Source organism: Methanobrevibacter sp. (genome assembly GCF_017406825.1).
Classification (GTDB): Archaea; Methanobacteriota; Methanobacteria; order Methanobacteriales; family Methanobacteriaceae; genus Methanocatella.
Genome location: NZ_JAFQXT010000051.1, coordinates 1 through 25,922 on the forward strand (window position 1 = coordinate 1; position 25,922 = coordinate 25,922).

At 36.0% G+C, this 25,922-nt stretch carries 30 protein-coding genes; 21 read left to right on the forward strand and 9 right to left on the reverse strand.

What is annotated here, in order from left to right:
• The coding region (locus IJF99_RS08740) for a tRNA uridine(34) 5-carboxymethylaminomethyl modification radical SAM/GNAT enzyme Elp3 (RefSeq protein WP_292794360.1) at nt 1-1,514 on the reverse strand (1,514 nt) is incomplete at its 3' end.
• Nucleotides 1,515-1,622: 108 nt separating this feature from the next.
• Between IJF99_RS08740 and IJF99_RS08745 the strand changes: the two genes are divergently transcribed.
• Together IJF99_RS08745 and IJF99_RS08750 are read left to right on the forward strand one after the other, a co-directional pair.
• Nucleotides 1,623-1,907, forward strand: a complete 285-nt coding sequence (locus IJF99_RS08745; RefSeq protein WP_292794363.1) for a PRC-barrel domain-containing protein — start codon at nt 1,623-1,625, stop codon at nt 1,905-1,907.
• Nucleotides 1,908-1,919: 12 nt separating this feature from the next.
• Nucleotides 1,920-2,222, forward strand: a complete 303-nt coding sequence (locus IJF99_RS08750) for a DUF2098 domain-containing protein (RefSeq protein ID WP_292794366.1) — start codon at nt 1,920-1,922, stop codon at nt 2,220-2,222.
• Between the two features lie 10 nt (nt 2,223-2,232).
• Here the strand turns inward: IJF99_RS08750 and IJF99_RS08755 are convergent, their stop codons facing one another.
• Nucleotides 2,233-4,311, reverse strand: a complete 2,079-nt coding sequence (locus tag IJF99_RS08755; RefSeq protein ID WP_292794368.1) for a DEAD/DEAH box helicase — start codon at nt 4,309-4,311, stop codon at nt 2,233-2,235.
• 143 nt (nt 4,312-4,454) lie between these two features.
• On the opposite strand from IJF99_RS08755, the gene IJF99_RS08760 reads away from it, so the two are divergent.
• From IJF99_RS08760 to cbiD, 3 genes are all read left to right on the forward strand, one after another.
• Nucleotides 4,455-5,348: a cation diffusion facilitator family transporter gene (locus IJF99_RS08760; RefSeq protein WP_292794370.1), complete on the forward strand. Its 894-nt coding sequence runs from the start codon at nt 4,455-4,457 to the stop codon at nt 5,346-5,348.
• Nucleotides 5,349-5,432: 84 nt separating this feature from the next.
• A complete protein-coding gene (locus IJF99_RS08765) occupies nt 5,433-5,702 on the forward strand; it encodes a thioredoxin family protein (RefSeq protein WP_292794372.1) in 270 nt (89 codons plus the stop codon).
• 23 nt (nt 5,703-5,725) lie between these two features.
• Complete coding sequence (cbiD, locus tag IJF99_RS08770) at nt 5,726-6,814, forward strand: cobalt-precorrin-5B (C(1))-methyltransferase CbiD (protein WP_292794375.1); 1,089 nt, start codon at nt 5,726-5,728, stop codon at nt 6,812-6,814.
• A 10-nt stretch (nt 6,815-6,824) separates the two neighbouring features.
• Here the strand turns inward: cbiD and IJF99_RS08775 are convergent, their stop codons facing one another.
• On the reverse strand, nt 6,825-7,250 hold the full coding sequence (locus IJF99_RS08775; protein WP_292794378.1) for a hypothetical protein: 426 nt from the start codon (nt 7,248-7,250) through the stop codon (nt 6,825-6,827).
• A 219-nt stretch (nt 7,251-7,469) separates the two neighbouring features.
• On the opposite strand from IJF99_RS08775, the gene IJF99_RS08780 reads away from it, so the two are divergent.
• From IJF99_RS08780 to IJF99_RS08835, 12 genes are all read left to right on the forward strand, one after another.
• The gene (locus tag IJF99_RS08780) at nt 7,470-8,552 is read left to right on the forward strand and encodes a glycosyltransferase family 4 protein (RefSeq protein WP_292794381.1); all 1,083 of its coding nucleotides are present in this window, start codon (nt 7,470-7,472) and stop codon (nt 8,550-8,552) included.
• Nucleotides 8,552-9,418 (forward strand): shikimate kinase, encoded by an 867-nt coding sequence (locus tag IJF99_RS08785; protein WP_292794383.1) that lies wholly within the window; start codon nt 8,552-8,554, stop codon nt 9,416-9,418. Before IJF99_RS08780 ends, IJF99_RS08785 begins: the two co-directional genes overlap by 1 nt.
• Nucleotides 9,419-9,515: 97 nt before the next feature.
• Entirely contained in the window at nt 9,516-9,845 is a 330-nt protein-coding gene (locus IJF99_RS08790; protein ID WP_292794386.1) for a chorismate mutase, read from the forward strand.
• Nucleotides 9,845-10,042, forward strand: a complete 198-nt coding sequence (locus IJF99_RS08795; protein WP_292794388.1) for a 30S ribosomal protein S17e — start codon at nt 9,845-9,847, stop codon at nt 10,040-10,042. The genes IJF99_RS08790 and IJF99_RS08795 overlap by 1 nt, the downstream gene beginning before the upstream one ends.
• A gap of 187 nt (nt 10,043-10,229) precedes the next feature.
• A complete protein-coding gene (locus IJF99_RS08800) occupies nt 10,230-11,450 on the forward strand; it encodes an aspartate kinase (RefSeq protein WP_292794390.1) in 1,221 nt (406 codons plus the stop codon).
• Entirely contained in the window at nt 11,447-12,340 is an 894-nt protein-coding gene (dapA, locus tag IJF99_RS08805; RefSeq protein WP_292794392.1) for a 4-hydroxy-tetrahydrodipicolinate synthase, read from the forward strand. Before IJF99_RS08800 ends, dapA begins: the two co-directional genes overlap by 4 nt.
• Before the next feature lie 12 nt (nt 12,341-12,352).
• Complete coding sequence (gene dapB / locus IJF99_RS08810) at nt 12,353-13,174, forward strand: 4-hydroxy-tetrahydrodipicolinate reductase (protein WP_292794395.1); 822 nt, start codon at nt 12,353-12,355, stop codon at nt 13,172-13,174.
• Nucleotides 13,175-13,183: 9 nt separating this feature from the next.
• A complete protein-coding gene (gene asd / locus IJF99_RS08815; protein ID WP_292794397.1) occupies nt 13,184-14,233 on the forward strand; it encodes an aspartate-semialdehyde dehydrogenase in 1,050 nt (349 codons plus the stop codon).
• A gap of 230 nt (nt 14,234-14,463) precedes the next feature.
• Nucleotides 14,464-15,609, forward strand: coding sequence for a glycosyl transferase (locus tag IJF99_RS08820; RefSeq protein WP_292794399.1), 1,146 nt, complete (start codon nt 14,464-14,466; stop codon nt 15,607-15,609).
• Nucleotides 15,610-15,897: 288 nt separating this feature from the next.
• Nucleotides 15,898-16,125 (forward strand): hypothetical protein, encoded by a 228-nt coding sequence (locus IJF99_RS08825; RefSeq protein WP_292794402.1) that lies wholly within the window; start codon nt 15,898-15,900, stop codon nt 16,123-16,125.
• A gap of 424 nt (nt 16,126-16,549) precedes the next feature.
• Nucleotides 16,550-18,163, forward strand: coding sequence for a thermosome subunit alpha (gene thsA, locus IJF99_RS08830; protein ID WP_292794404.1), 1,614 nt, complete (start codon nt 16,550-16,552; stop codon nt 18,161-18,163).
• A gap of 31 nt (nt 18,164-18,194) precedes the next feature.
• Nucleotides 18,195-19,202 (forward strand): adenosylcobinamide amidohydrolase, encoded by a 1,008-nt coding sequence (locus tag IJF99_RS08835; RefSeq protein ID WP_292794407.1) that lies wholly within the window; start codon nt 18,195-18,197, stop codon nt 19,200-19,202.
• 35 nt (nt 19,203-19,237) lie between these two features.
• On the opposite strand, the gene xseB is transcribed toward IJF99_RS08835, so the two are convergent.
• On the reverse strand, nt 19,238-19,453 hold the full coding sequence (xseB, locus tag IJF99_RS08840) for an exodeoxyribonuclease VII small subunit (protein WP_292794409.1): 216 nt from the start codon (nt 19,451-19,453) through the stop codon (nt 19,238-19,240).
• Nucleotides 19,453-20,709, reverse strand: a complete 1,257-nt coding sequence (xseA, locus tag IJF99_RS08845) for an exodeoxyribonuclease VII large subunit (protein WP_292794412.1) — start codon at nt 20,707-20,709, stop codon at nt 19,453-19,455. Before xseA ends, xseB begins: the two co-directional genes overlap by 1 nt.
• 126 nt (nt 20,710-20,835) lie before the next feature.
• On the opposite strand from xseA, the gene IJF99_RS08850 reads away from it, so the two are divergent.
• Together IJF99_RS08850 and pyrE are read left to right on the forward strand one after the other, a co-directional pair.
• A complete protein-coding gene (locus tag IJF99_RS08850; protein ID WP_292794414.1) occupies nt 20,836-21,066 on the forward strand; it encodes a PRC-barrel domain-containing protein in 231 nt (76 codons plus the stop codon).
• Nucleotides 21,066-21,593, forward strand: a complete 528-nt coding sequence (gene pyrE, locus IJF99_RS08855) for an orotate phosphoribosyltransferase (protein ID WP_292794417.1) — start codon at nt 21,066-21,068, stop codon at nt 21,591-21,593. The genes IJF99_RS08850 and pyrE overlap by 1 nt, the downstream gene beginning before the upstream one ends.
• A gap of 32 nt (nt 21,594-21,625) precedes the next feature.
• Here pyrE and IJF99_RS08860 read toward each other — a convergent pair whose 3' ends face one another.
• Genes IJF99_RS08860 through IJF99_RS08875 form a run of 4 tightly spaced genes read right to left on the reverse strand, consistent with a single transcriptional unit; the run spans nt 21,626 to nt 24,042 of the window.
• Nucleotides 21,626-22,132 carry a MogA/MoaB family molybdenum cofactor biosynthesis protein gene (locus tag IJF99_RS08860; RefSeq protein ID WP_292794420.1) on the reverse strand — a complete coding sequence of 169 codons (507 nt, stop codon included), beginning with the start codon at nt 22,130-22,132 and terminating at the stop codon, nt 21,626-21,628.
• A 4-nt stretch (nt 22,133-22,136) separates the two neighbouring features.
• Entirely contained in the window at nt 22,137-22,451 is a 315-nt protein-coding gene (locus tag IJF99_RS08865) for a winged helix-turn-helix domain-containing protein (protein ID WP_292794422.1), read from the reverse strand.
• On the reverse strand, nt 22,436-23,254 hold the full coding sequence (locus IJF99_RS08870) for a transcriptional regulator FilR1 domain-containing protein (RefSeq protein WP_292794424.1): 819 nt from the start codon (nt 23,252-23,254) through the stop codon (nt 22,436-22,438). Before IJF99_RS08870 ends, IJF99_RS08865 begins: the two co-directional genes overlap by 16 nt.
• Complete coding sequence (locus IJF99_RS08875; RefSeq protein WP_292794426.1) at nt 23,251-24,042, reverse strand: transcriptional regulator FilR1 domain-containing protein; 792 nt, start codon at nt 24,040-24,042, stop codon at nt 23,251-23,253. The genes IJF99_RS08870 and IJF99_RS08875 overlap by 4 nt, the downstream gene beginning before the upstream one ends.
• Before the next feature lie 246 nt (nt 24,043-24,288).
• Here IJF99_RS08875 and IJF99_RS08880 point away from each other — a divergent pair, with 246 nt between their 5' ends.
• Both IJF99_RS08880 and IJF99_RS08885 read left to right on the forward strand, forming a co-directional pair.
• Nucleotides 24,289-24,792 (forward strand): type II toxin-antitoxin system VapC family toxin, encoded by a 504-nt coding sequence (locus tag IJF99_RS08880; protein ID WP_292794428.1) that lies wholly within the window; start codon nt 24,289-24,291, stop codon nt 24,790-24,792.
• Entirely contained in the window at nt 24,793-25,908 is a 1,116-nt protein-coding gene (locus IJF99_RS08885) for a DUF2117 domain-containing protein (protein WP_292794430.1), read from the forward strand.
• The last annotated feature ends 14 nt before the right edge of the window (nt 25,909-25,922 follow it).

The following is a 25,922-nucleotide window of genomic DNA, read 5'->3' on the forward strand; positions in this document are numbered from 1 at the left end:
AATCCGGTATGCTGTCCTATTTTAGGGTTTTTACCACCAATTTTAATCATGTTTCCATAGACATGCAATTCACGAATCAGTGCGGTTGTATCAGTAATTTCCTCTCGGAAATGATCTTTTGATGGCAGACGCAATCTTAAAAACCCGGCAATGCTTTCTTCATTAATATCTTCAATTGACAAGAAATGCTCTTGTCCATTGCATGAGGAATAGTTTTCACTAAACAATTCAAAGTCATCCAAAGTATACTCTCTGGAGGTCTTCTTATGTCCTATTTCACGGCAGCGAATGCACTGACAGTTTATATGCTCCTTTTCAAGATTATTATAAACGAGTTCTCCAAGATTAGATTTTTTAACTCCGGCTTCAATAAGCGTTGATGGGATATCCCTTTGAATTCTCATTGTCCTTACCCATTTCGGAAGGATGGCCTTGACTTTAGTTATCAATTCAACGGCTTCGTCATCATTATATGGTTCATATCCGCCTTCTTTCCATAGGTCATACAGTTCGCTTCCTTTCGTTACAAGGCAGGGATAGATTTTCAGCATGTCCGGCTTGAAATCGTCATCACTGAATAGCCGTTTGAACATTTTCAAATCCTGGCTTTGATTTGAAAACAAGCCCGGCATCATGTGCATGGCCACCTTGATGGCGGAGTCTCTTAAGAGCTGATTGGCTTCAACAACATCGGATAATGTGTGTCCACGTTGAATTTTTTCATATAACTCGTCCGATAGGGTTTGAACACCAAGTTCAACTCGGGTAACTCCAAAATCAAGCATTCTATTGATGTGCTCCTTTTTACAGTAGTCAGGACGGGTTTCAAAAGTCATTCCCACGCATCTCACTTTTGAACTTTCATTGACCCTCTGCACATCATCAATCAACACATAGCCGTTTGGAGGATAGGTTTTCAAAATTCCTTTCTCAAAAGAACGTATCTCCTCATAATCAAGGTCATAATCATAGTTCGTTGGCTTGTTTTCCATAATCAAGCCAAAGTCACACATTGCCTTTAGGCATTGTGAAACAAACCATTCCTGATAGCACAAATCCCTTGAAGGGAAAGTCCCTCCCATTATTATGAGTTCAACCTTATCGATGGGATGGCCAATCTTTTTAAGTTGTTTCAAGCGGTTGAAGCATTGGACATATGGATGATATTCATACATTCTGCCTCTAAGCGCAGCCGGTTCCTCACCGGTATAGCTTGGAGGAGCAATGTCGCTTTCGGGACAATAAAAACATCTTCCATGAGGACATTTGTGAGGATGGCACATTACGGCAACTATTGCAACGCCGGACATTGTTCTTGTTGGTTTTTTCCTTAGGATTCCGGAAACGATTTCCTTTTCCTCAGGTTTTGCATATTCCAGAATGTCCGCATTGCTCATGAACCTGGTTAACTTTAAATCGCGACATAACTGCCTTTTTTCGACTTCAAGTTCTTTTCGTGTTGTAATCTTACCATCGACAATATCATCGATTATTATCCGACATGCATTTTCCATTTTATTTTCACCATATGATAATAGTTAATTTTATATACAGGATTTATTTATATATTTAATGAAATAAAATATAATTGTATATTATTAATATTAAGCAAAGGTGAAAAAATGCAAATTAAAGAATTTATTGGATCTACCGTTTTAGATAAAAATGCAAATGTTGTTGGAAAAGTTGACAATGTGGATTTTGACACCGCAACCGGTAAAATCGAAGCCGTTACTTTAACTTTACAAAAAAACATCTTCTCCAGAGATGAACTTGAAATCTCCTTTGAAGATATTGCAACCATTGGTGCATATGTCATCTTAAACAAAGAAATCGAAAAAGAAGAAGAAGCTGAAGAAGCTGAAGCTGAAACTGTTGAAGTCGAAATAGAAGACGACACTGAATAAACAGGTATTAAAATGGTTTTTGATGCAAGAGGATTGGAAATTACTCTTGATTCTCATGTCAGATATGTGGATACAGGAACAATGGGCAAAGTCCTTGACCTGAAGACACAGGACGGCATTGACTGGGTAAAAATTGATAAAACCGAATTATGGTATCGTTCTAATTTAGTCGAATTGCTCGATGAAAAGGACATTAAAAAATCTTCATTCTATGATGAGGGAGATAATGAAATTGACGTTGAAGCAATGAAAGAAAAAGCAAAATCATTGGAAAACATGCAAATGGATTCCAGTGTTGCAGAAGGTGGAGGTTAAATCCCACCTTTTAATTATTTGCAAATAATCTTATTTTCTCAGCTAATTTAGGTCCGATACCTTCTACTTTTTGCAACTCATTTTCTGAAACGCCACTCAAATCTGTTCCGAATATTCTGACCAGATTTCTTGCTCTTTTTCTACCGAGTCTTTTTACTCCAACGACTAACGGAATAATGTCCTCTTTAACACCGTAGTATAATCTGGCGGATAAAATGTCAAAGTCTTTCAGGTTGGAATAGTTTCCCAGCACTTCTGAGGTGTCTTTTGCAAACTTGACAAGACGGGATGCTTCATAAGCGGATCTTCTAGTTGAAGCGGAATAAACATTGTATCTGTTTTCGATTTCATACTCGTTTCTCTCATCAATCCATTCCATCAATGATACGGCTGTGGCTTCAACGTTTCCGATATCAACTGCAAAGAGACCTACTTCGGACAGTTTTTCATGCACTGGGTCTTTTGATTTTCTTCCTTTGAAGGATATGAGAGGCACATCAGGAGTTTCACATAAAGCATATATGAATTCACTGGCGTTAATCTTATTGATGCCTGAGATGTATTCCTTAATTTTAACCGCTGTTTCAACAGAATAGTTTGATTTAGCTATTAGATAACCAAAATCAGTGGCTTTCAATCCTTCAGGGGTTGCCCTTATGATTCCGTTTTGAAGCAGAAATTCCAATGCGATTTCAAGTTCGTATCTAATGCTATCGGCAGCAAACAATGCCATTGAAGGATTATTGCTCATCTGATAGCCGTATAATGTTTTTTCAAAAAAGTCAATCAGTTCATCCAGATTCCTTGAAAGTGATGAAGCTATTTGGGCAATAATCTGTTTATAAATCGCATCTTTGTTTTCAACGAGCTTTGAATTGGTTTTTTCAATTTCGCCTTCAACGTAGTATTCCTGCAGGTTTAGAGCCTCATCCATTGTTTTTGCTATTAGATAGGAATATCCGACATCATCATATTGTGGCCTTCCTGCTCGTCCGGACATCTGTTCATAATCAAAAACAGGTATCTGTTCGGGCCCCCTTGTTGTCCACCGGGTATGGTCTCTGATTGCAACGGTTTTGGAAGGTAAATTGACTCCATACATTAAACTCGGTGTTGCGGTAATCATTAAGATATTCCCGTTTCTGAATTCATCTTCAATGATTTCTTTCTGTTCATTGAAAAGACCGGCATGGTGAAAAGCGACACCGTGTTCGATGCTTTCGGCCAATTTAAGGCAGGTGCTTGTTGGAAGTGAACCTTTATTTTTTGGAACTTCAAGTATCCTATCGGCAACTTCTTTAAAGCGTTCCCTCTGTCTCAAATTAATTTTCTTGTCTATCTTTTTTGAAACGTAAGTTGCAAGGCTTTCTGTAAATCTTCTAGTGGACACGAAAGCCAATGCCTGCGATTTATCTTCAATTGACTTTTCCAATACTTTCACAATAACATCATTCTTGTTTTTGGTATTGAACATCTCCGCATCCAAAACTTCCTTATGCAGTGGGACCGGCCGGTAATCATGCTCTATGCAGGTTCCTTCAAGCCACCCCTCTATTTCTTCAATATTTTTCAAGGTAGCTGACAGCGCAATTATTCTCATTTTGGGATTTATGATTTTTGCCCTTGTTATTGCCGCTTCAAGAGTTGGTCCTCTTGTGAATTCCCCAATCATGTGGAATTCGTCAATGATTAGGGTATCAACATCCCTTAGATTATTCCAGGAAAATCTTGTAAGCACGTCAAATGATTCGAAAACCATTACGGACAAATCGGAACTTGCAGGGTGTTTGCCAACGCGGATTCCATGTTCTTCAAATGCTTTGAATTCCTTAACCTTTTCGTTCTGTATCGAAAGAAGTGGTGCTGCATAAACTGCCTTGCCTCCGTCAAGTATTGTTTTTAAAGCTGGAAGGATTCCTAAAACGGTTTTTCCACTGGCTGTAGGAATGCAGATTATGTAATTTGATTTGTCTTCAAGGTATCCTGACTCGATAACAGCCTTTTGAGCAGGATTAAACTCTTTAATGTAAGGGTATGCACCATTGATTATTGTTTTGATATCGTCTCTTAGATTTTCCATTTTAATCATTAATTTTTATTTTTTTAATATATATTAAATATTTCCGGAGAGCATTTGATAAGTAATATCAGTTTTAAGATTTTTTTCAAATGCAAAAAATTTATTACTAATAATACAATTATATTTTAATTGATTTAAATTGGAGTTATTTTATGGCAGATAATTTTCGCGAGAAAAGTGGTAAAAAAGTGACTTTGGTTGCAGTTCTTGCGAATTGCTTTTTGACAGTTTTCAATATTGCAGTCGGTATGATTGCCGGAAGCAGTGCATTGGTTTCTGAAGGAGCACATACACTTTCAGACATCATAACGACAGTCATTGCATATATCGGATTTAAGTATAGTCAAAAACCGGCTGATGATGATCATCCTTTAGGTTATGCTCGTGCCGAAGCCATAAGCGGATTATTCATTGTTTTATTTTTGGTTGTCATTTCTTGGGAAATTATTGAAAAGGCTTCCAAACAGGTATTGTTCAATCAATTTTCAGCCCCTCATATGAGCGTTGCGGCAATGGCGGTTGTAGGAATTTTCATCAATATAATTGTCAGCAGATATATGATAAAGGTTGGAAAGGAAATTAAAAGTCCTGCCATAATCGCCGATGGTTATCATCAGAAATCAGATGTATTCACTTCAATCGCAATAGTGATAGGGGTATTCTTTTCCAATATCGGCCATCCTGTTTTTGATTCCATAATTGCAATAGTCATCGGACTGCTTATCTTTAAAACAGCAGTCGAGATTTTCATATCAAATGTTAATTATATCATTGGAAAGCTGCCATCCAAGGAGTTAATTGAAAACATAAGGAACATTGCAAATTCAGTGCCTAACGTTCAGGATACTAAGAATATCCTGGTTGACTATATGGGATATTCCACAATAATCATATTGGAAATAGAACTTGATGAGAGAATGATTCTCGAAGAATCTCATAAAGTATGCAGTGAGGTTCATGAAAGAATCATCAGGGAGATTCCCGAAGTCAAGCACGTATCAGTTAAAGCAAGTCCTGTCAAAATCAGTGGTGCCGAAAACATCTAATCTGGATTAATTCTTTCAATGGGAACAGTTATATATTAATAACTTATAAAATATTTACAAATTAACTTAAAGGAGAGATAGAATATGGCAATAAAAGTAGAAGTATTTTCAACTAGTACCTGTCCACACTGTCCAGCGGCAATTGATGCTGCCCAAAAAGCAAAAGATAAATTAGGCGATGCAATTGATGTGGAATCAATTAAAATCGATGACCCAAGCAATCCAGAAAACAGACAAAGAGCAATGGATTATCAAATCATGGCAGTTCCTACAGTAGTTATCGACGGGGAAGTAAGTTTTGTAGGCACTCCTTCTGAAGATGAATTAATTTCTGTACTTGAATCTAAATTATAGATTCTCTCTTTTTTTTATTTAAAATGTCTATTGATGAATATACTGGCGTTACAACAGGCACTGTAGCAACAGCTTGTTCGCTTGCAGCATTGGAGGCGATTCTGGAATCTTCCGACATTGCATGCGTCAATGTTGAAACTCCCAAAAAGACTTTGGATATCATTATTGACAGTTGCAGGAAAATATCTGATTTTAAAGCCTGTGCAGTAGCCCATAAGAATCCTTACAATGACCCTGATGTTACAGTCGATTTGGCAATAGTTTCCACTGTAGAATTATTGGATAAAACTGATGAGGAGAGTAATGTTATAATCACTGGGGGAAAGGGCGTTGGCAAAATCACAAAGCCAGGCCTTCAGGTTCCTGTTGGGGATTATGCAATAAATCCGGGTCCTCGTCGCATGATTGTTAAAAACTTAAAGGATAAGATACCTGAAGATAAAATTGCAAAAGTAACCATCTCCATTCCCGATGGAGAAATCATTGCCAAAAAAACAATGAATCCCAAATTGGGCATCATCGGGGGAATATCGGTTTTAGGGACAACAGGTATTGCAAGGTCCATGTCCAGCGAGGCGTATAAGAATTCCATTGTCACACAATTGGATGTCGCTTTGGCTTCAAACATTGAGGATTTGATTTTTGTCCCGGGAAACATCGGCGAAAAGTTGGCTCTGAAAAACTTGAATGCGTCTAAAGAACAGATTATCCAAACAGGCAATTATGTTGGTTTCATGTTTGAAGAGGCTGAAAAAAGAGGAATTGTCAAATTCACTTTCTTCGGACACATCGGAAAATTGATAAAGGTTGCCGGAGGAATCTTCAACACTAAATATGCCATTGCAGACGGCAGACGCGAGATAATGGTTGCACATGCAGCATTATGCGGCGCAAAACAAGAGGACCTTCAAAGATTATTCGATTCAAAAACAACTGATGACATGATGAACATATTGAACGAATTGGATATTTCAGTTGAGGTTTCAAATAGTATTGCCCATGCAATCCGCGAAAGGTGCAAGCAACGTTTTGATTTGGATTTAAATGTTATTCTAGTGGATATGGAAGGAAATTATCTAAACGACAATGCGGAAATTATCTCTAAAAAATGATTTTCCCATTTTAATCAATCAACTTATCTATTTTTTCAAAAAGTTCTCCATAGACTTTAAAAAGGTCATTGAGTTCATCATCATTTTTAGACATTAAAACCATCTTAAGTTGAGCATCGTCTTTAAAGATTTTCACCTGGTCGGATTCATAGTCGTTATCAGTAATCAATGATTTAATTTCATCATAGGCATCTTCAGTTAAGTTATGCCTTCTGGTATGGTTCAATATGTCCATTGCGTGAATAACTCCATTATCTGGTCTGTCAATACATGAAGATAGTCTGATTTTGGTAATCATATAATAAGGAGCTTCTATCTTGTCTCGACGAAGCACGATGGTAATTTTTGATATCACATGATCATCATTGCAATTTTCATTTAGGAATCCGATCATTCGGAACTGTTTAAAATTTCCATTATTGTTCATGAAAGTCATGGTAATATATTTTTTTTAGGAAATATTTAAGTTTGATGCAGTTTCAGATATTAATATTCCGTTAGATGGACAATTAAGTTTTTTAGATTGAAAACTATGATTCCATTTCCTTTTTTTTTAAAACAAATCGCATCTTAAACATTAATTTTTCTTATATAATTAATTATTTAAACAATAATTTCATTATATTTATATAGTGAAGATTTGGAGTTTTAACTTATGAAAATAGCTATGGTCGGTCAGTTCCCGCCTCATGTTGGGGGAGTGGGAGTTCATATACATACCTTATCAAAAAGATTAGTTGAAATGGGTCATGAGGTTTTTGTCATAACATATCCCCACAAGGAAATTAAGGATATTGACGGAATTCATGTTATCCCAACAAAAGGTCTTAATCTTAAAGGAGTAAGGGGATTGATGTTTAAGAAAAATGCCAAAAAGGCATTGGAAAAGCTCATTGAAAAAGAAGGCATAGACATTATTCATGGCCATTACTTATTCCCCGCAGGGGCCGCGGCTGTTGAGGTTGGGAAAAAATACAATATTAAAACTTATGTAACCGCACACGGTTCAGACATGTTTGAATTATATAAAAATCAGTCATTCATGCGTTCCTCAATTAAAACAGTATTGGAAGATGCTGATGTGGTCTGTGCAGTCAGCAATGCATTGAAACATGAAATCATTGCAACAGGAGTTGTTGGCATAGCCAATAAAACCAGAATTTCATGGAACTCCGTTGATGTAAACAAATTTTCAAACCATCCTGATGTTTCATTCAGGGTGGAAAATAAAATTGGAAACAAACCAATCGTCCTTTTTGTTGGCAATCTAATTAAAAGGAAAAATGTTGATTCTCTTATTGAAGCCAAAAAAATCTCCAATTGCGATTATTGTTTAGTGATTGTTGGAGATGGGCCTTTATTTAAAGACCTGAAGAAAAAGGTAGAAGAAGAAAATATCCATGATGTGATCTTTACAGGATCAAGAAACGATGTTGAAAGAATAATTCCAAGCTGTGACGTTTTGGTCTTGCCGTCATTTTCAGAAAGTTTCGGTTTGGTGCTTATTGAAGCTTTGGCTTGCGGCAAACCCGTAATAGGAAGTGATGTTGGGGGAATTTCAGAGATAATCACTAAGGATGTGGGACTATTGGTTGACCCGAATGATGTAGTTTCAATTGCCAAGGCCACTGATAGAATTCTCACTGACAATGATTTGAGATTAATCTTTTCGATGAATGCCAGAAACAGGGCTTTGGATTTTGCAGTTGTTGACATTCCATATGACGAGGTTAGATAATGAGGAAAATTGTCAGGTCTCCCGGTTCTGCGACAATAATCAATGCAATTGCAACTGGTTTCGGTTCAGCGTTCGGCATTGGTTTGGATATAAAATGTGAGGCTAAAACAATGCCTGATTCAATAAGATGTGTCAATGACGTTGGAGCCGACACTGACTTAATGGAATTATGTGTTCAGAAGGTTTTCAATCATTATGATATTGACAAAGAGGATTTTGGAATCAGCTTAAAGACCCAATCCAGTTTGCCGATGGCATCAGGACTTTCAAGCAGCAGCGCTTCTTCAAATGCTATTGTTAAAGTTACCTCAGAAATCATTAAAGAGGAATTTGATTTAAAGCCACTGTCCGATTTGGAGGTAATCAATATGGCAATCGACGCATCTCTTGATGCGGGAGTTACAATCACGGGTTCATTTGATGATGCAACGGCATCCTATTTTGGAGGAGTCGTCGTAACTGACAATAAAAATAGGGAGTTTATCATAAAAGAGAAAATGGATGATCATTCTATTTTGATTTACATGCCTGATTTCCACTCAAAATCAGGGGATTCAAATGTTGGGAGGATGAAAGTTCTAGCTCCATTGGTCGAAACGGCATTCGATTTCGCATGTAAAAAAGAGTACTTCAAGGCTTTAAATTTAAATGGACTGATTTATTCTTCTGCATTGGGATTCAATACTTCAATTGCCATTGACGCTTTACAGGCTGGTGCTCTTGCAGCTGGCCTTTCAGGAACCGGCTCATCCTTTGTGGCGATTGTTGATGTTGATTCAATTGATGATGTTCGCGAGTCATGGATGAAATATGAAGGCAGAGTCATCGAAACTGTGAGTGATAATGACGGTTGCTGTTTGTTATAGGAAAAATTTGTCATTTTCTTTGCTATCTTAAAAATGAAACATATACTTTATATACTAGGATATTGATAAATTATATTATTATCAATTTGGTGATTTTTTGAAAAGTAATGGCGAAAGTAAACATTTTGAAAATAATGAAGAAGCTGAAATACTTCTCAAGGAATCCAGAAAACGTATTGATGAAATTGATAATGCGTTATTTGATTTAATTTCTCAGAGAACTGCTCTTGCAAAAGATATTGTATTTTCTAAGGATTATCTGGGATTACCTATCTATGATAAGGATAGGGAAGAGGCAATTCATAAAAAAATTGAGAAATTATCCAAAGAGAATAATCTTGATAGTGAAATTATTGATCAAATATTTAGTATGCTGACTAAGTTAAGTAAAAACATGCAAAAACAAATTTTAAAGGAGGAATGTTAATGGGCAATATTAGAACTTCATTTGTTAAACGTTTAGCAAAAGAACTCATCGAAACTCACAAAGGTGTTTTCACTACTGATTTTGAAGAAAATAAAAAATTAGTACAGGAATACTCAACCGTAAGTACTAAACATTTAAGAAACAAAATCGCAGGATATGTAACAAGGCTTGTTAGGTTAGAACAAACCCAAAAATAAGCTTTTTTTCATATTTTTCTACTCTTTTTTTATCAACTCTTTTTTCACATTTAACTTTTTAACTGGTTTTATACTCGTTTTAATTAAAGTTTATTAATATGGTTATATAAAAATAGATATGTATATTTTGTTTAATTGAATATTTAAGCAAAATAATAATCAATATTTTAAGAAATAGGTGAACTTAATGGATTTGATAGTATCGAAATTTGGAGGAACCTCGGTAGGGGATGGTTCCAGAATTAAAAAAGCGGCGCAATCTGTCGTGAATGAGTATATGAAAGGTAGTCGGATAGTAGTTGTAGTTTCAGCTGTCAACAAGACCACCGATGACCTCATTGGATTGTCTGATGAGGCTATTGGAACAAGCTTAACAGACAAGCAAAAGGCAGGAATTATGGCTATGGGTGAATTAACTAGTGCCAGATTATTTTCAGCAACTATTGAATCTTTAGGTGTAAAGTCAGAATTTATTGACCCTTATAATGATTTATGGCCAATAATGACTGATTCTAATTACTTAGAAGCAAAAATTGATTTTAATACAACCAAGAAAAAAACCGAAGGAATAATGCAACTCGTAAATCAAGGTATAATTCCGGTCATTTGTGGATTTTTAGGGCAAGGTCCGAATGGTGAAATCACAACACTCGGAAGAGGAGGCAGTGATGTAACCGCTTTCTTAATCGGCCATTGTCTTGATGCAAATGAGGTAATAATTGTTACTGATGTTGAGGGTGTCATGTCAACTGATCCTAATAAAATTGAAGAAGCGCAATTGTTGGATGAAATATCAGTTGAGGAAATGAGGGATTTGGCAACTCATGGAGCGCAGGTTCTCCATCCTCATGCATTAAGATACAAAGATCCATTAATAGCTGCAAAAATTATCAATTTTGCTCACGGGGATTTATCCTCAAAAGGTACACGCATTGTAGGTCCTTATGAAGGTGATATGATGAAATGTGTAACTAAATACAAGAACCCTATTTCTCTTATAGCCATTGTCGGTGAAGCAATGGTTAAAACCACCGGTCTTATGGCCAACATAACTGGAAAACTCGCTGATTCAGATATAAATATTTTTGGAATCTCCGCTGGTCAGAACTCAATCACAGTATTTGTTGAAAAGAATGATTCCAATAAGGCCTATCATTTATTGCATCAGGTTGTAGTGGAAACCGATGTCTTAAGTTCTCTATCCCTCGGAAGAGATACTGCAATGATTACATTTGTAAGTCCTGATATTATCGATACTCCTGGAATAATTTCAGAAATTACAGAACCGCTCAGAAAAAACGAAATCAATATTGTCGAAATTATTTCATCACAAACCGCAGTTGTACTGTTCGTCAACTGGGATGATGGTGATAAAGCACGTGAATTAATTAATGAGGTTTTAGAATGAATTTTGAAGGAACATACGTTGCAATGGTAACTCCATTCACACAAGATAAAGAAATTGATGAAGAAGGATTCAGATCCAATATTAATTATTTAATTGAAAAAGGAGTAACAGGTTTAGTTGGTGCAGGAACCACAGGTGAATCAGCTACAGTTTCTCATGAAGAACATCAAAGGATAATTGATATTTTGGTTGATGAAGTGGACGGCAGAGTCGAGACTATTGCAGGTACTGGAAGTAACGCCACCTCAGAAGCTCTCTCACTGACTAAATATGCATATGATGCAGGGGCTGATGCAGCATTATTGATCACTCCGTATTACAACAAACCACAACAGCACGGTTTGATTGACCACTATACCACTGTTGCCGAAACAGTCGACATTCCTCTAATATTGTATAATGTGCCTTCCCGTACAGGAATCAACATGGATGTCGAAACAATTGTCGAACTGGCAAAAGTGGACGGCATCGATGCGGTTAAAGAGGCAAGCGGAAGTGTGGATAAAGTATCTGACATCTACAGGGCACTCACTCACGAAGGATTGGAGGAAGACTTCAACATTCTTTCAGGGGAAGATTCATTAACTTTACCTCTTATGGCCGTTGGGGCAACCGGAGTTATTTCAGCTTCCGCAAACATTGATGCGAGAAGAATGGTTCTAATGGTTGACAGCGTATTGAATGATGATTATACAAGAGCAATGGAACTTCACTATGAAATGGTTGAATTGATTAGGGCATTGTTCATTGAAAGCAACCCGGTACCTGTTAAAACTGCAATGGGTCTTATGGGATTGCCTTCAGGACCTTTAAGACAACCTTTAGTGCCTATGAGAGAAGATAACCTTGAAGTTCTTAAAAAAGCATTAAAAGATTCTGATTTAATTTAAGTTGGTAATAATATGATTAGGGTAGCAGTTACCGGAGCTGCAGGAAGAATGGGCTCCGGCATTATTAGAAAAATCACAGAACAGGATGATATGGAAGTTGTTGCAGCTATTGAGATGCCGAATACTCCTCTTGCCGGTAGAGATGCAGGTCTTCAGGCAGGAACTGAAGAACTGGGCGTTGCGATTACCGGTTCTCAGGATTTGGAAGAGACATTAAAAGCTGCAAAACCTGATGTGCTTGTAGACTTCACAATCGCTCATGCTGCAGTCGAAACAATTAGGATAGCAACTTCTTGTGGTGTTGGAATCGTTGTTGGAACCACAGGTTTCAGTGAAGAACAAATGGAATCCAATATTAAAAATGTTAAAGACAATAATGTTCCGGCAGTCATCTCTTCAAACATGGCTATCGGAGTAAATGTATTTTTCAATACCTTAAAGAAATTGGCTCCGTTATTGTATGATTTTGATATTGAAATTATTGAGGCTCACCACAATCAGAAAAAGGACGCTCCGTCCGGAACAGCTATGACCGCATTTGAGGTAATAGCAAAAGAACTGGACCGTGACCCTGAAGAGGTAGGAGTTTATGGAAGACAGGGTTTAGTTGGAAAAAGAACTCCTGAAGAGATTGGTGTTCACGCAATCCGTGGTGGAGATATCGTAGGAGACCACACAGTAATGTTTGTTGGTGATGGTGAAAGGATAGAGCTCAAACATCAGGCACATACAAGAGAGGTATTTATTGCTGGTGTAATCAGAGCTATCAGATATATTCCAAATGCTGAAACTGGTGTTGTCAGCAGTATGAATGATGTTTTAGGATTAGAATAGGTGTTAAATATGGTAAATGTAGGTGTTCTAGGCGCAACCGGAATGGTTGGTCAAAGATTTATTCAGTTGCTTGAAAATCACCCGGATTTTGAGGTTACAGCTTTAGCTGCTTCTTCCAGATCCGCCGGTAAAAGATATGAAGATGCTACAACCTGGTATATGAATAATGAAATGCCGGAGTCTGTAAAAGACATTGAAGTCATTGAAACTGATCCTAAGGCAATGGATGATGATGTGGATATTGTATTTTCATCCCTTCCTGCCGATTTCGCACTCACTGTCGAAAAAGAGTTTGCAAAGGATTATGTTGTTGCAAGTAACGCCAGTGCACATAGGATGAAAAAAAATATACCCTTGGTAATCCCTGAAGTCAATCCTGAGTGTTTAGACATGATTGATGCTCAACAAAAGGAGAATAACTGGGATGGATTCATTGTAACCAATCCAAACTGTTCAACAATCGCTTTGGCATTAACATTAAAACCTATTGTTGATAATTTTGATGTTAAATCAGTTAGAGTGTCAACCATGCAAGCTGTATCCGGTGCAGGTTATAATGGGGTTCCATCAATGGCCATTATCGATAATCTTGTTCCTTACATTGGTGGGGAAGAGGAAAAAATGGAAAGCGAATCACTCTATCTGCTCGGTTCATTTGACGGTACTGATGTAGTCAATGCCGATTTCAAATTAAGTGCGTCATGTCACAGGGTACCTGTAATCGATGGTCATACCGAAGCGGTGTTTATCGAGTTGGCTGATGACTTTGACATTGCTGATGTAAGTGACAAAATGTCAAACTTCAAAGGTTTGCCGCAAGAACTAAATCTGTTCTCTGCTCCTGAAAATCCGGTCATTGTTAAAGAAGAATCCGACAGGCCACAGCCAAGAATGGACAGAAATGCAGGTAATGGTATGGCAGTAACTGTTGGTAGACTCAGAAAAGATGCAGTATTTGACAATAGTTTTAAATATGTTTTAGTTGGCCACAACACTATTCGTGGTGCAGCAGGAGCATCTATTCTCAATGCTGAATTGATTAATGATAAAATACTCTAATTTTATCAATTTATTTTTTCTATTTTTTTTAAAATTTTTTATTTTTGACTTCTGTTTTCTATTTCTTTTTCATTTTATTTTTTAGTTACTATAAGGGTTTAATTTAAATAGTATGAAATTAATATTTTATATCAAGGAAATATATTGTTCAATATATCGGAGTTTCGGAAATTATTACAAATTAATAATTACTAACCGATATTAAGAAAAAATTTTAACTAAGGGATAGAATGCAAATAGGAATTGATGCTGAAAAAGATACTCTGCAATCTTTAATTCGATCTTGCCTATTGGAACTTAATTCATTAAAACTGGAATTAACTAAGCTTGAAGTGGAACGAGCTAATGATAACACTCCGCAACGGCTTAAGGAGCTCGAACAAGACATTGTAGATAAGGAAAAAGAGGTTTCTGTAATCAAGTTTAAAGCTGAAGATGAAATCAATCTTTTGAAAAAACAAATGGATGAGAAGGATATCCTTATTAAAAATCAGGAAGATAGGATCTATGAATTGGATTATGTCAACAATTCTCTTGATGAAATCAAGGAGTATTTCGCTGAACAATTACGCGAATATAAGAAAAAAGAATTGTCCGATGTTAACGAAAGGTTAAATGAATCTTACAGAAGCATTGCAGAAAAAGACGCCCAAATTAATTCTCTTTCTAGAAATATCGATGAATATAAAATCAAAGTTCTCAAATTGGAAAACGATTTCGAATCACAAAGCCAAATACTGGAGCTTGAAAAGCAGATTGAGCTGAAAAATAATGAAATCCGCATTAAAGAAAGTCAAATTGATCAGGTTAACAATGAATTGGACATTCTCAAACAGCAAACTATTCCTAAAGAGGATTATATTTCCCTTCAGACTCAATTTGAATCCGAAATTAATGCGATGAATAATGAAATTTCCAACTTAAGACAAGAAACTATCCCTAAACAAGATTATAATGACTTGCAGTTAAAATTCAATTCCGAAATTAAGTCATTGGACACCCAACTTATTGAGTTGCAGGAAAATTCTGTTCCTAAACAGGATTATGACAATCTTCAAGCCAGATTCGACAACGAAATCGATGCAAGAAACAGTGAAATCCAATATTTAAAGGACAGATCAGTTTCTAAAGATGAGTATGTTCAATTGCAGAACGAGATTTCTGCCCGCGAAAATGAAATTCGTTATCTAAAAGAGCAATCTGTTTCACGTGAAGATTATTTAAGACTTCAAAATGAATTGCAAAGAAAAGAGGATAAGATTAAAAGGTTAGAGGAAATCAATGCTTTCTTCAATGAATTGCAGGAAGAACAGGAAGCATATGAAACCCAGGAAACTACTCCTCCTTTCAGATTAGAGAAAAAACAAGGTAGATAACTCTACCTATATTATCTTTTTTTAGTTGACGATGAATTAAAATCCAGTTTTATCCAGTATTCTATTTTTATTTGTCTAAAAATGATATTTGTTTATTTTTAATGCTTGTTTTCCTATTTTATAATGTAAGTGTGCACTTACACGCGAAAAACATTAAATGTAACTTATTTTATATATTTGCTTATCTCTAAAATTTTCATTCAAGAATTGCAGATTAGATAAGAATCTCAGTGTTTTTCAGAGATAAATTGACGAAAATAAATTAATGTTATTTGAGAGGAGAGTATCATGTTTAGTAAAAGAATCATAAGAGTATTAATTGTTGTTTCGATAATCGCTTTGACATGCAGTGTAATATATGCGGCCGAGTCTACAGAACCTGCTCATAACAGTTCTTCTGATGCAGACGGCAGTGTTCATCACAGTTCTGCCAGTGTCAATAATAAGATTGGTCCTGGAAGTTCTCTTGGTTTCCATCATGATTATGATTTTGGTCCATTTACAGTTACTATTTAATTTTAGAAGATTTTCTTCTATTTTCCCTTATTTTTTTCAGTTTAAGCTTTTAAATCGAATCTATTTTTTTAATTTTACAATAATAATTTAAAAATTTGGCGTGCATCTATATTTCCCAGGATATTTTTTCGTAATTTCACAGCCACATATATTTTAATTTATTTTTTGTATAATAATTTTGTCAGCGATTGGGGTAACTCCTACAATTATCAATTGGTTTGTCAATAATTTTGCAGGTAATTTTTTTGCAGATTATCTCTCAAATCTTTTTCTTACTTAAATTTACTTTATACCGTAAAGTATTTATATAACCTTAAACTCATCTATTAAGTAGAAAGGTTTAGTCAACACTATAACTTATTTTCTCATGTTGATAATTAAACTGATCTAATTATTTATAAAATTAAAAAAAAGGTGATTATTAATGGCACAAGGACAACCAATTTTTATTTTACCAGAAGGTACTAACAGGTCTGTCGGCAGAGATGCACAAAGAAATAACATTTTAGCAGGTAAAGTACTTGCTGAAACTGTAAGAACAACATTAGGTCCTAAAGGAATGGACAAAATGTTAGTCGACGGACTCGGAGACATTGTAGTAACCAACGACGGAGTTACTATCTTAAAAGAAATGGATATTGAACACCCAGCAGCAAAAATGCTTGTGGAAGTGGCAAAAACCCAAGAAGACGAAGTTGGAGACGGAACCACAACCGCAGTTATCATTGCTGGAGAACTATTGAAAAAATCAGAAGGATTACTTGATTCAGACATTCACCCAACTATCATAGCAATGGGATACAGAAAAGCAGCTGAAAAAGCACAGGAAATCTTAGACGAAATCGCAATCGACGATGTGGACTCCGAAATCTTACTCAAAGTTGCTATGACCGCTATGACTGGTAAAGGAACTGAAGCAGCACGTGAACCATTAGCAAAATTAATCGTAGATGCTGTGGAAGCTATTGCTGAAGAAGATGGCACAGTCGACACTGACAACATCAAAATCGAGAAAAAAGACGGTGCTGTTGTTGAAGAATCCAGCTTAGTTGAAGGTGTAATCATCGATAAAGAAAGAGTACATCCAGGCATGCCATCCGAAATCAAAGATGCAAAAATCGCATTAATCAACACTCCATTAGAAGTTAAAGAAACCGAAATGGACGCTGAAATTACAATTACTGACCCTGCTCAAATGCAAGCTTTCATTGAACAAGAAGAAAAAATGGTCAAAGACATGGTCAACAAAATCGTTGATGCAGGTGCAAATGTATTATTCGCACAAAAAGGTATTGATGACTTAGCACAACACTACCTATCCAAAGCTGGTGTTTTAGCAGTAAGAAGAGTCAAAAAATCCGATATCGAAAAATTATCCAGAGCAACTGGCGCTAGCGTAATTACTAACTTAGATGACTTAACCGAAGAAGATTTAGGTATTGCAGGCACTGTTGAAGAAAGAAAAATCTCTGGAGAAGAAATGATCTTTGTAGAAGAATGCAGCGGAGCTAAATCCGTAACATTATTCGTAAGAGGAAGTACCAAACACATTGTAGATGAAATTGTAAGAGCAATTGAAGATGCAATCGGTGTAGTTGCAGCTACTGTAGAAGACGACAAAGTTGTTGCTGGTGGAGGAGCTCCTGAAATCGCAATGGCTAAAAAACTCAAAGACTACGCAGAATCAATTTCCGGTAGAGAACAATTAGCAGTAAACGCATTTGCAGAAGCTTTAGAAATAGTGCCAAAAACCTTAGCTGAAAACGCAGGTTTAGACAGCATTGACTCTTTAGTAGACTTAAGAGCTGCACAAGAAGACTCATTCTACATGGGATTAGACGTATTCACTGGTGAAGTAGCAGATATGAAAGAAGCTGGCGTAATCGAACCTAAACGTGTTAAAAAACAAGCTATCCAATCTGCATCCGAAGCAGCTGAAATGATTTTAAGAATCGATGATGTAATCGCATCAACCAGAGGCCCAGAAGACATGGGTATGGACCCATCCATGGCTGGCGGAATGCCTCCAATGATGTAAATTCTTTTACATCACTCTTTTTTCTTTTTTTATGTACTCAAACAGAGTTATTTTTAAGACATCCACTGATGATGAGATATTTTACCTAAAAGACACCATTTTAATTAATTTTGGAGTTCAGCGAAATGGAATGTCAACCTCTGAGCTAAACTCCGGAACAAACGACATCTACAAGCATGCTTTCAACCAGCATTTATCACAGGAAAAAATAGATTATCTGGTAAATCATGATGTATGCGAGTATCTGATGAATGAATGCAAGTCATTAAATATTGATTCCAATTTTTCAACAGGACTGATAACGCTGGCTGAAATGAAAAATGTCAGCATTGTAACTAAGGAGTTCAAAAATCTTGAAGTCACTGCCATAACGACTGCAGGCGTTAGGACAAACGCATCCCGAGCAGGGGATGAGTCATCATACTGGCAGGAAAACGGGGAATTTCATTTCGGCACAATAAATATTATCCTATTGACAAATGTCTGTCTTGAAAAGTCCACTTTAACTGAGGCATTCATGACCATAACCGAAGCAAAAACAGTTGCTTTGAACAATTTGAGAATCCCATCACAGTACTCCAACGGATTTGCAACAGGAACCGGAACCGATGGGGTGGCGATTTTTTCCAATGCGGATTCTAGTGATATTTTAACAAATGCGGGAAAACATTCCAAGCTTGGCGAATTGATTGCAAAAGCAGTTATCGAATCCGTAACCAGATCAATCGGAAAACAGGTTTGGATTACAAGCAAATCACAGTCAAATGCATTGGTCCGTCTGAATAGGTATTCTTTAGACATCAACGAATTCTATGATAATCTGAATCAGGATAAATTCGAATTCATAAAGCAGCTGCGCACTGATGCCAGAGACCAAAAGAATGTAGCAATAACAACCTCTGTTCTGAATTTGATAGATGAAGTTGAAGCTAACTTAATAAAAAAAGAGGATGCCTATAGTTTGGCATTGGAAATAATAGAAAAATGTGATAGTTATCCGTTAAAGACCTTATTGGAATTCTGGATTAACTATTTTTAATACTTCTGTGGTATTTATCTCTAATTCCAATATGCCTATTCGGGATTAAAATCAATGAGTTCGCCATTGTTCTCAACGATTTTAGCAATTGATTCTTCAGCGTCATTTAGCTTATCATTACAGATTTTAACCAAATCCATTGCCTTTTTGAATTCGTCAATTGCATCATCTAAAGGCACATCTCCATTTTCCAGTCTGTTAACGATTTCTTCTAGTTTTTCTATACTTTCTTCAAAACTTAAATTTTCCATCATATCACCTTTGTATTTACAGTTCCGTCATCAAATTCAATGTCAATTTCATCTCCAACTTCCACATCTTTCGCTGAGGATATAACTTTATCTCCGGATTTTGCCATAGCATAACCTCTTTTCAATGTTAAAAGCGGATTGAGGATTTCTAATTTGTTGAAATTTTTCATATATCTATCTTTTTTTGCTTTAATAATCTCTTCAGGTTTTTTCAAGACAATTGAGTTTTCTATCCTGAATAACTTATTTCTATTTTGCGAAATAATGGTCTTGGATGAGTAGTCCAGTTTATTAATTAAGTTATCCAATTGCATTCCTTTTATCTCATAAATCGATTCGGGATTTTTCAAAACGTTTTTTTGAGATATATGGCTCAGTCTTGTCCTGTTTTCCACTATCTTATTTTCAATACTTTTGTTTATCCTGTTTGAAAGTTGACCGATGTTATTTTTCACTTCCCGTATATTGGGAACCGCCAGCTCTGCAGCGGCCGTTGGAGTGGCAGCCCTCTTATCGGCTACAAGGTCAGCTATCGTAAAATCAATTTCATGGCCTACCGCACTTATGATGGGGATTTCACATGCATAAATTTCTCGTGCAACTATCTCCTCATTGAACGGCCATAAATCTTCAATGCTGCCTCCACCGCGTCCGACAATCAGTGTGTCGATGTCAAATTCCTGTGCATGCCTAATTTGTCTGACAATTTGAGGCGCGGCCTGGTTGCCCTGAACCAGTGTTGAAAATATTAATATTTCAGATATTGGATACCTTCGCTTTATTGTGGTTATGATGTCTCTTATGGCAGCTCCGGTTTTGGCGGTAACAACACCAATCCTTTTGGGATATTTGGGTATTTCTTTTTTATGAGTCTCTTCGAATAATCCCTCTTTATCAAGGTCTTTTTTCAATTGTTCAAATCGGGCAAATAAATCTCCAATTCCGTCCTTTTCAATCTTTGTTACATATAACTGGTATTTTCCGTCAGTTTCATAAACCTCAATTTTCCCCTTGACAATTACCTTCATGCCATTTTCAGGTTCAAATTCAAGGAATCTCTGCTTATTGAATTTGAAAAATACTGCGGGAATCTGAGATTTTTCATCTTTTAAAGTAAAATAACTGTGCCCGCTGGGGTAATTTCTATAATTGGAAATTTCACCTTTTATCCGAATATTTTTCAGATTCGGATCTCTTTTCAACATTTTGTTGATATGGGCATTAATCGCAGATACTGTGAATATCTCATTTTCCATAAATTCACCTTGAAATCAATATTGTTATTATATTGTTAGTATTTAATACAATTTTGCTTTTGGATATGATTTTTAGAAACAATTAATTAATATTAAGAACAATTTTATATTAAAAGGTGTTTTTTTATGAGAATTAAAGATGAATTATTTGGAAAAGAGGTCCTTGATGCGGACGTTCAAATTGTTGGAAAGGTTTCCGATGTTGTTCTAGATAAGGACACATTTGAAATTACAGATTTAGTACTTAAAAAAACCGGAATATCCGAACAAATAAAATCCAGTGAGAATATGGTTCCAATGGAACTCGTGAAAGTCATTGGAGATAAAATCCTACTTAAAGGTGAAGATGATTTATAATGCCTTCAAAAGAATATCTTATTGAACTGCTGAAAGAAAATGAGGTTTTTCTTGAAGGGGATTTCACTTTATCCTCCGGAAAGAAAAGCAATTATTACATTAACATGAAAAAGGCCATTACCGAGCCTGAAATTCTCTCCACAATTTCAAAATTAATAACTGAAAGAATTGCTGGGGATAACATTGATAAAGTTGCAGGTCCAGCATTGGGAGCTGTTCCCATAGCCACTGCCGTTTCTTTAGAGTCAGGATTGCCATTATTAATGATTCGTAAAGAAAAAAAGGGTTACGGTACTTCAAAACTCATTGAAGGTGAATTGAACCGGGATGATAATGTCATTGTTGTCGAAGACGTTTCAACTACAGGCGGTTCACTTCTAAAAGCAATTAAAGCTATTCAGGACAATGGCGGCAATGTCATCAGGGCTTTTGTTGTTGTCGACAGACAGGAAGGGGCTGTTGAAGAGTTTGAAAAAGAGGGCATCGCTCTTGAGCCTTTAATAAGTGTTAATGAATTTTTCGACTAAAAAAATAAAATTATGATGAAAAATTAATTTCATCATTTTTTAACATGATGGACAAAATGAGGCAATTCATCAATGATTAAAGATAATGCTGTTTTAACAGCATTCGGAGAACCAGGCATTGAAAATATAATCGTTTTTTTATATATTCCCGCTGTTGCTCTTGAAAGAAGAGCGGCAGAGCCAATTTCTTCATAAGATTTCGCTCTGAAAAGTTCTCCAAATCCCTCAATTCTTTTTTCAAAAAGTGATTCAACTGTTTCGACAGTGATGTCACGGGTATCCAAACCTGTTCCACCATTTGTTAAGATAACATCAATTTCTAGAGAAACCATATCTTCGATTGCATTGATCAAATCTGAAGGTTCATCCGGAATCAGAATTTTTGATTTCAGTGCATATCTGGCTTCAATCTCTTGAGCCATATATTTTCCGGACAAATCCAGTTTCTCTGATTTTCTACTGTCACTAAGTGTGATTATTCCACATGATATGTCGTTGGATGATTCTTTTTTATGCATTTCAGCAGTATCACTTTTCATTGTTTTACTCCCTTTTATCCAATTCTTTTTTGATTAAATAGTATTCATCAAGATTCTTAATTAATTTCTCTGTAGGATGGAAGTAATAAGTTTTATTGAATTTGTTTCTTGTAATGAATTTATGTTCCTGCATTATGTTCGTATGATGAATAATTGTTTTATAGTTTAGTTCTAACATTTTTGATAACTGATTTGCGTTTGTTGGATTTTTTAATATTTCATCCAGAATTCTCACTGTTGTTTTTCCACCTTCGCGACTTATTAACAGATCCACTAGTTCTTGATTTTTTAATGACCATATTACTAGATTTTCTTCCATAGTTTCCTCCATCGATAATGATTTATGAGAGTTCTAGCCCATTTAAGAGCATTTTCATCTTTAGCGATTAATATTTGGGAATCATCATAGTGCCCGTCATCAAAGAATAACGACAGGGACATGAACTCTTCAGAATAAGTTAAAAATAACTTTAAATTATCATTTAAACAGTTCACAATAACCTTTTCATTATTCAATATTCTTTCATTAAATAATTCATGATTTTGCAGTGAGTTTAAAATTTCCCGATTAATCACTAAGTCCAAACTCTCTAATTTATTCTTTTCTAATAAATCCATTAAATACTTAAAGTGGTTCTCGGAGTAAATCGGCAATATTATTTTCATGCGGGTTGCATTGGATATCAGTTGAAGGTATGCATTAAAGGCGTTTGATAGGTTGCTTGTGGTTGAGCTGACGCACTCTGCATCCTTCAGGAGATAGATGTTCTTCAGCAGGTCTTCGGGTATTGACGCTAAGTCATGATTGTTCCAAAAATCCTTGCTTTTGTTGACCGAATGCCAGTTTTCGATGAGTTTGATCATATTTGTTGTCAACAGATAGCCGTTGGATGTCAGTTCATATGATTTTTTAGCTTTTTTAACAAGATTTATTGTTTCAAGCTCTTTCAGTCCGTGCAATATTGTAGCGGACGGTTTTTTCAAGTCTTTCCTTAAATCATCAAGATTTTTCGGATTGTCATAAATGCATAAAAGTAATCTGGACCTCATTCCTGATGATAGGATATATTTTATGCCGCTGAATTCGTCTGTCAGTTCCTTTTTTGTTTCGATATTGGTCATTGTGTCACCTGCTTTTTGATGTGTTCAAATAATTCTCTTGCCCATAGATTTGATTTCTGATTGTCTGAAATCAGAATTCTGTTCTGGTCAAAGCTGCCGTCATTTTTAAACAGGCCTAAGCTGATGTTGTTGTTGCAGATTGTCAGATACAGGTTCAAATCATCTTTAAAGTTGTAGACATTCAGCTGATTATTCTTTTTGGCCGCAAGCCTTGTTTTCCTGTCGATTCTGTTAATCAATTCTTTGAAAATGCTTTGAGGAATTATTAGCTCAACTTCCCCATGGTCATTCAAAACGTTTTCAATCAATTTCGGATATTCCGGATGAAGATAGGGAAAGATTGCCTTAACATTTCCGGATTCCATCAGCTGCTTTTTTATGATATTGTGGGTTTTGAAAATGTCAGTCGGTGTTGTTTCAATTATATGTGAGTCTTTCAGATAGGAAATGTTCTTCACAGAATCTATGCTGAGCTGATTTATGTCATGCTTTCCCCAGAATGCGTCAAAGTCATTTATCAAATCAACGCTCTGCTTGAATTCCATCAGAGAGTTGAAATACACTTCAGTCATGGGATTGACATGATACTTCTTGTTTGATTTTGTAATGTAGTTCCTTTTCTCTAATTTCCCGATGTTGCTTGAAACTGAGCTGTAAGTTATATTGGTCTTTTTAACGATTTCTCTGATGTTATGGGGCTGCTTATTCAGTTCGCTTAAAATTTTCAATCGAATTTCGGACTTTGCAAGGAATTTAATGTCATTTTCAATGTTCTGGTTATTATCCATATTCATATCCTCCATGTATCATCATTGAAATTTTACTAAAATTTCGATGTATCTTCATGTATTTTTAGTTTAAGCTTTTAAATTTAAATAATTTTTTCAAAAGGTCTCATAAATCTCTCAAAAATCAATTATAAAGGTATTACAAGCTTTTCATATAACTCTCATATAACTCTCATAAAGGTCTCACAAATGCATTGAAAACGGGCGAACTAAGATTTATTAATTTGTAACTTTAAATATAGTAATATGGAAATTTGTTATGTGCTGGATGCATCAGCGTTCATTAATGGATTTAAACTGATTTCAAATAATAACTTCACCATTCCCGAAATCACTGCCGAAATCAAGGATTTTGAATCTAGACTGGTCCTTGACATGGCGATTGACGAGGGCAAGATAATTATTCAGGATGTCGAAACGGAATACATTGGCGAAGTTGAAAAAGTCATATCCGAATCGGGTGACGTTTTGAGATTGTCCGGCGCCGACAAGAAGCTGATAGCTCTGGCATTAATGTTGTCTGACAAGGGGAAAAACGTTAAGGTTATCAGTGATGACTATACAATTCAGAATTCCTTAAAAATCATGGAAATTCCATATTCCAGCATAATAACCGAGGGCATTAAAGGCGTTTATAACTGGAAAAAGGTATGTGAAGGCTGTAAAAAGGAATATGGTGATGATTATCCTTTTGATGACTGCGAGATATGTGGATCTCGAATATTTAAAAAACGTATTAAGGTGGATTAGATGAAAATCGGAATAGTTGTCCATGGCCCGAATATCATTGATTCAGGTTATGCTTTGAAATTAATAGATTTGCTTAAGGACTATGGGGATATTAAGGCAAGGCTTGGAGGGACTATGGGAAGAACTGCAGTAATCGATGCAAGTTTGGAAGATGTCATAGACATTTCACGCAAATTGGTTCCAAGCGATTCTTTAAAGATATTTCATGATGATGATGTGGATGCGATATTCCTGCTTAATTATGGAAAATCCGATGTCACAGGCCAGGTTTTCGGATACAAGGTTTACACCCATTATGCCGATAAAATTGCAGATAATGACATTCCGGTGATTCAAATAGAACGCCCGGGAGAATCTGACGGCAGCATAATCCCATGGAATAATGATCTGGAGATTGTTAGGGAGCTGTCATTTAAGTTGGGTTTGGATATTGTAAAGCCTGAAGAGGTCTATGAAAGACACATTAAGCAGGACAATGCCGCTTTAAATCAAAGAATAGTCCATGGGGTAAGCCCAGGTGAAAATATCATGGTCAACAGTGTTGTCATAGGAAAGACCAGCTCCGATAAATTGACACTGATTGCAAGGGATAATCATATTGTCAATATCATCGGAGGCGAACTGAAGGGCCATGGCCTTGAGAAATTAGGGGAAGTCGACCTTGACAGTGCAATCATAAAAACCGGCCTTTTAAGGAATGCCAAAGTCACTCCAAGGGTTATTTCAACAGATAAATCAGAAAATTTTAAGGTAACATTCCTTGATCATGCGGGGGAGGATGTTTATCGATTTAGGGACTCGAATCTTGTCATAACTGTCGGGGACGACACGACATTGATATCTTCCGATATTCTTTACAGATTCGATATACCTGTAATTGGAATAACTGATGGAGATTTGGACAAGGTTGTGGAGGATGGATTCAAGGTTAAGAATTCCATCATCTTTGAGGTTGAAAGCGGTTTTGATGACATCTGCGGTCAAAATATTAAAAGGGAAATCTTCAGGGACAAAGAGGATTCATATGATTTTGCAAACATCGATGAAGTTAAAGTCAAGATTGAAGAAATAATAAAAAATATTAACTGCAAATATAAAATTAATTATATTAATTAAACTGGAAGTGTAAA

Coding starts and splice junctions, on each gene's coding strand:
- IJF99_RS08850 (WP_292794414.1), top strand. CDS start 20,836: ATGAGAATTAAAGATGAATTATTTGGAAAAGAGGTCCTTGATGCGGAC.
- IJF99_RS08785 (WP_292794383.1), top strand. CDS start 8,552: ATGAGGAAAATTGTCAGGTCTCCCGGTTCTGCGACAATAATCAATGCA.
- IJF99_RS08745 (WP_292794363.1), top strand. CDS start 1,623: ATGCAAATTAAAGAATTTATTGGATCTACCGTTTTAGATAAAAATGCA.
- IJF99_RS08750 (WP_292794366.1), top strand. CDS start 1,920: ATGGTTTTTGATGCAAGAGGATTGGAAATTACTCTTGATTCTCATGTC.
- thsA (WP_292794404.1), top strand. CDS start 16,550: ATGGCACAAGGACAACCAATTTTTATTTTACCAGAAGGTACTAACAGG.
- IJF99_RS08795 (WP_292794388.1), top strand. CDS start 9,845: ATGGGCAATATTAGAACTTCATTTGTTAAACGTTTAGCAAAAGAACTC.
- IJF99_RS08865 (WP_292794422.1), bottom strand. CDS start 22,451: ATGGAAGAAAATCTAGTAATATGGTCATTAAAAAATCAAGAACTAGTG.
- IJF99_RS08755 (WP_292794368.1), bottom strand. CDS start 4,311: ATGATTAAAATGGAAAATCTAAGAGACGATATCAAAACAATAATCAAT.
- IJF99_RS08875 (WP_292794426.1), bottom strand. CDS start 24,042: ATGGATAATAACCAGAACATTGAAAATGACATTAAATTCCTTGCAAAG.
- asd (WP_292794397.1), top strand. CDS start 13,184: ATGGTAAATGTAGGTGTTCTAGGCGCAACCGGAATGGTTGGTCAAAGA.
- IJF99_RS08825 (WP_292794402.1), top strand. CDS start 15,898: ATGTTTAGTAAAAGAATCATAAGAGTATTAATTGTTGTTTCGATAATC.
- IJF99_RS08860 (WP_292794420.1), bottom strand. CDS start 22,132: ATGAAAAGTGATACTGCTGAAATGCATAAAAAAGAATCATCCAACGAC.
- pyrE (WP_292794417.1), top strand. CDS start 21,066: ATGCCTTCAAAAGAATATCTTATTGAACTGCTGAAAGAAAATGAGGTT.
- dapA (WP_292794392.1), top strand. CDS start 11,447: ATGAATTTTGAAGGAACATACGTTGCAATGGTAACTCCATTCACACAA.
- IJF99_RS08880 (WP_292794428.1), top strand. CDS start 24,289: ATGGAAATTTGTTATGTGCTGGATGCATCAGCGTTCATTAATGGATTT.
- xseA (WP_292794412.1), bottom strand. CDS start 20,709: ATGGAAAATGAGATATTCACAGTATCTGCGATTAATGCCCATATCAAC.
- IJF99_RS08835 (WP_292794407.1), top strand. CDS start 18,195: ATGTACTCAAACAGAGTTATTTTTAAGACATCCACTGATGATGAGATA.
- IJF99_RS08800 (WP_292794390.1), top strand. CDS start 10,230: ATGGATTTGATAGTATCGAAATTTGGAGGAACCTCGGTAGGGGATGGT.
- IJF99_RS08775 (WP_292794378.1), bottom strand. CDS start 7,250: ATGACTTTCATGAACAATAATGGAAATTTTAAACAGTTCCGAATGATC.
- IJF99_RS08780 (WP_292794381.1), top strand. CDS start 7,470: ATGAAAATAGCTATGGTCGGTCAGTTCCCGCCTCATGTTGGGGGAGTG.
- IJF99_RS08885 (WP_292794430.1), top strand. CDS start 24,793: ATGAAAATCGGAATAGTTGTCCATGGCCCGAATATCATTGATTCAGGT.
- IJF99_RS08870 (WP_292794424.1), bottom strand. CDS start 23,254: ATGACCAATATCGAAACAAAAAAGGAACTGACAGACGAATTCAGCGGC.
- cbiD (WP_292794375.1), top strand. CDS start 5,726: ATGTCTATTGATGAATATACTGGCGTTACAACAGGCACTGTAGCAACA.
- IJF99_RS08765 (WP_292794372.1), top strand. CDS start 5,433: ATGGCAATAAAAGTAGAAGTATTTTCAACTAGTACCTGTCCACACTGT.
- dapB (WP_292794395.1), top strand. CDS start 12,353: ATGATTAGGGTAGCAGTTACCGGAGCTGCAGGAAGAATGGGCTCCGGC.
- xseB (WP_292794409.1), bottom strand. CDS start 19,453: ATGGAAAATTTAAGTTTTGAAGAAAGTATAGAAAAACTAGAAGAAATC.
- IJF99_RS08820 (WP_292794399.1), top strand. CDS start 14,464: ATGCAAATAGGAATTGATGCTGAAAAAGATACTCTGCAATCTTTAATT.
- IJF99_RS08760 (WP_292794370.1), top strand. CDS start 4,455: ATGGCAGATAATTTTCGCGAGAAAAGTGGTAAAAAAGTGACTTTGGTT.